This window comes from Streptomyces sp. GC420 (assembly GCF_009916105.1).
In the GTDB taxonomy this organism is placed as follows: Bacteria; Actinomycetota; Actinomycetes; order Streptomycetales; family Streptomycetaceae; genus Streptomyces.
In genome coordinates, this window is sequence record NZ_JAAAXQ010000520.1 from 1 (window position 1) to 4,315 (window position 4,315).

At 73.8% G+C, this 4,315-nt stretch carries 2 protein-coding genes; both read right to left on the reverse strand.

Annotation, left to right across the window (positions count from 1 at the left end):
* Nucleotides 1–33 precede the first annotated feature (33 nt).
* Nucleotides 34–2,079 (reverse strand): SpoIIE family protein phosphatase, encoded by a 2,046-nt coding sequence (locus GUY61_RS35300; RefSeq protein WP_166634403.1) that lies wholly within the window; start codon nt 2,077–2,079, stop codon nt 34–36.
* A gap of 218 nt (nt 2,080–2,297) precedes the next feature.
* On the reverse strand, nt 2,298–4,315 hold a 2,018-nt coding region (locus GUY61_RS35305; RefSeq protein WP_166634402.1), incomplete at its 5' end, for a metallophosphoesterase.

A 4,315-nucleotide genomic window follows, 5' to 3' on the forward strand; every position in this document is an offset into this window, starting at 1 on the left:
GCCCATTCCCCGGCCGGGGCGGGGCCGGTGCCGTCAGGTAGGGGCGGGGTCCATAACCTCAGGTGGGAGGCCCTCCGCAGGCGGTGGGGCGATGTCGAATTCGCACCAGACGGACTTGCCGCTGCCGCGCGCTTCCACGCCCCATACGTCCACGAGCCGGTCCACGAGCAGCAGTCCGCGGCCCGACACCCCGTCCTCGCCGGCGTCGCGGCGGCGCGGCAGGACGCTGGAGCCGTCCTCGACCTCCACCCGCAGTCGCTGCTGCCCCCCGCCCGCCACCAACCGGGCGGTGGCGACCGCACCGCCGTCCGTGTGGAGCAGCGCGTTGGTGATCAGCTCGTCCGCGACCAGTTCGATCTCGTCGGACCGTTCCCTCGCCCCCCATGCCCGCACCGCCTCGCCGATCACGTGCCGGGCGGAGGCGAGTGCCTCCGGGTCGTTCTGCGCCACGTGCCGCTGGAGCCGCCCGTCGGTCCTCGGCATGTCGGAAGGCCGGCGGCGCAGGAGCAGCAGGGCCACGTCGTCCTCGCCACCGCGTTCGTCGTACTCCTCGCACAGCTCGTCCGCGAGGTCCTGGAGGTCCTGCGAGCCGGTGTGGACGAGGGCGATCAGCCTTCGCACCCCTTCGTCGACATCGGAGCCGGGGCGCTCGACCAGGCCGTCGGTGCACAGCAGGAGGGTCGCTCCCGGTTCCAGGTCGACCGTGGTGACCGGGTATTCGAGGCGGCCGAACTGCGCGGACAGGCCGAGCGGCAGACCGCCGGAGACGGGCAGCCTGCGGCAGGTGCCGTCGGCGTACCTGATCAGCGGGTCGAGGTGTCCCGCGCGGACCAGGTGGACGATCCCGGTGGCCAGGTCGGCCTCGGCGTACACGCAGGTGGCGAAACGGTCGGTGTCGAGTTCGTGCAGGAAGACGGAGGCGCGGGCCATCACGGTGGCGGGGGCATGCCCCTCGGCGGCGTACGCGCGCAGCACGATCCGCAGCTGGCCCATGACGGCGGCGGCGTGGGTGTCGTGCCCCTGGACGTCGCCGATGACCAGGCCGACCCGGCCCCCGGGGAGCGGGATCACGTCGTACCAGTCACCGCCGACGTCCCGCCCCATCCTGGCCGAGCGGTAGCGCACCGCGATCTCCGCGCCCGGCACGGCCGGGATGCGGCGCGGCAGCATGGCCTGCTGGAGCCCTTCCGCGAGGTCGTGCTCCTGCTCGAACAGCATGGCGCGGGCGAGGCTCTGCGCGATGCTGCTGCCGAGGGCGACCAGCAGATTGCGCTCCTCCTGGCTGAAGTGGGTCCTGTCGGTGTAGAGCAGGCCGAGTGCGCCGATCGGCCTGGCCTGGGCGATGAGCGGGAGGTAGGCGGCCGAGGAGAGGTCCAGGTGGGCGAGGCGTTCCCACAGCTCCGGGTAGCGGGCCTCGAACTCGGCGCGGGTGTCGACGAAGCGGGGCTGCATGGTGCGGACGACCTCGCTCATCGGGAAGTTCTGGTCGATCCTGGTGTACCGGCTGCCGGGCACGAAGCTGCCCGGCGGGCCCTCGGCGACCATGTGGATGCGCCCGGCCTCGACGAGCCCCATGACGAGGCCGCTGGAGCCGAGCATCTCCAGTCCCCCGGAGTGCTTGAGCGCGTCGATGACGTCCCGGACGGTCCTGGCGTGGGCCAGGGCGGCCGTGGTGGCCTCCACGACGGAGGTCCTGCGGCGCTGCTCCTCGTCGGGGCCGAGGCGTTCGGCGGGGTGGCCCAGTTCGTCGGTGGCATCGCGGACAATGCCGATGATGCGGTGCGGGCGGCCCTGTTCGTCGCGCAGTACATGGCCCTGGGTGTGGGTCCAGCGCGCGGAGCCGTCGCGCATCCGGATCCGGAAGTACGCGCCGTAGTCGGTCCTGCCGTCCTTGAGCGCGCGGGAGACGAGCGCGTCCAGCCGGGTGGCCTCGGCGGGCGGAACCCTGAGGGAGAGGGTCTCGGGACGTCCGTCGTACTCGCCCGGTTCGAGGTCGAAGACCTCGACCGCGGACTCGTCCAGGTGCATCAGCCCGTTGTCGAGGTCCCAGTCGAACCCGCCCATGCGGTTCAGCGACATCGTCTGGGACGGGTGCACGGGCCAGTCGTCCGGCACCGACGCGGCGGGCGGCACCGTTCCACCATGTCACTGTTCATGGCATTTTTCGACCGCCGCCGTTCCGGGCTCGGCGCCGCCCGGGGCACGTACCCGTCCGCCGTCCCGGGCCCCGCGCCCGGGACGTATCCGTGCGCCGTCCCGTCCGCCGGCAGGGCGCGGGGTCACTGCCCCGGGCTCGGTCAGGGACCCGTTCCGGTGGCGGCCGGGGCCGCCTCGAGCCGGATCCGCGTGCTGCGGGTGGTGCCGCCGACGGTGACGGCGAGGGTCACCGTTCCCGGGCGGAGGGCGGTCAGGATCCCGGTGGCCGGGTCGAAGGAGGCCGCGTGGCGGGGCCTGGCGTCCGCCTGGCCGGGGCCGATGCGCAGGTTCGGGGAGCCCGTCCAGTCGGCGCTGAGCGGGTGGGCGACGGGCACCTGGCGGACGCCCTGGGTGACGGTCGCGGTGACCCGTTCCCGCGTGCCGGGTTCGAGCCGGCCGGGGGTGTCGAGGGTCAGGTTGTCGACGTGGGCACGGGTCTGGACGGAGATCCAGTCGGGGCCGCCCCTCCAGGGCCGCTCGCGCGCCTCGCGCCGCTGCGCGGGCGGCACCCGGTCGACGCCGACCAGCGACCAGCCGGTGAAGCCGCCCTCGTCCGCGGGGGCGGCCGGGGCCTTTCCCGAGCTGCCGTTGATCAGATACGGCACGCCGTCCACCCGTGAGGCGTGGAACACTCCGGCGTGCGCGCCGATCAGTGCCGCGCCCTTCCCCGTCGTACGGCGGAACTCCGCCAGCCACTCCTCGACGAGTGCGGCCTCCTTGGGGTCCCCGAGCCGCCCGGCCTGCTGCGGGGTGGGCTCGCGCGGCGGTACGTGCTGGACGACCGTCACCGCGTCGACGCCCGCGTCGCGGGCGGCCGCGGTGAGCTGTGCGCGCAGCGACTCGATCTGGGCGAAGCCGCCGGCGCGCAGGGTGAGGCCGGAGGTGTCGAGCGTGATGAAGCGGGTGCCCTTGTGGTCGAACACGCGGTGCGCCGGCCCGAACTCGGCCACGAAGCGGTCGATGCTCCCTCCCATCACCTCCTGGTTGCCCGGCACGTAGTACCAGGGCAGTTCGTCCCCCAGTTCCTCGGTGAGCACCTGCCGGGCGAAGGCCAGGTCGGCGGGTGAACCGTCGTCGACCAGGTCGCCGTTCACGACGAGGAAGTCGGGCCGTGCCGCCCTGATCTCCCGCAGGGTGCGCCGGGCCTGCGCCACGATCGCGCCGTCCGGGTCGCGGGCGACGAACCGGGCGTCGGACATGACCGCGTACCGCCAGTCACGCCGCTGTGTCACCGCGGCCGGGTCGATCAGCGGATCGGGCGGCGCCGGCCGCGCGGGCACGTCGACGGCGGGCGGCACCTGCGCGGTGAGCCCGTCGATCACGATGCTGCCCTTGTACTGCTTCCCCGCCGCAGTCTCAGCCAGGTAGAAGCGGTGCACGCGCAGGGGCGCCGGGGTTCCCGGCGGTACGGCGAAGGTGATCTGCCGCCAGCCCGTCCAGGTGACGTACGGTCCGCGCAGCAACTGGTCGGAACCGGCCGCGTCCTTCAGGTGCAGGGTCGGCCAGGCGCCCTTGCCGTCCCCGTCGACCCAGAGCCGGAAGGACTGCGGCTGCCCGGGGACGGTGAGCTGCCGGGGCGGATTGGCGTAGGCGGCACGGGTCGAGGCCGAGCGGGTGAAGTCGTAGGAGAGACGCAGCCCGGTCCCGCTGTGCCCGTCGGGCACGGGAGCGACCGAGCCGCCCGCCCGGGCCTGGGTGAAGGTCCAGTCCGCCGCGTCGTCGAATCCGGAGACGGTGACGTCGGCCAGGCCGGCGGTCACGGCGAGCGTGGCGGTGCTGCTGCCGACGGTGGCGGTGATCCGGCCTGCGGCCGGCCCGTCCGTGAGCGCGGCGACGGTGAAGCGGCCCTGTCCGTCCTCGCTCACCCGGAAGAGGGAGTGGTCGTAGTCGAGGGCCACGTCCGCCGGCTCGATGGGGGCGCTCGCGCCGTGTGCGTCCAGCCCGACGATTCCGAACGCGGCGGTGTCCGAGGCGTCCGCGAGACCGAGGCGGGGTGTGGTGGGCACGATCCGGTCGAGGTCGTCGAGAACGGTCAGCTCGATGGAACCGTGCGGAACCGAGCCGGGTACGGACGGGGCGGAGCGGGATGCGGAAGCGGCGGAACCGGACGGGGCGGAGC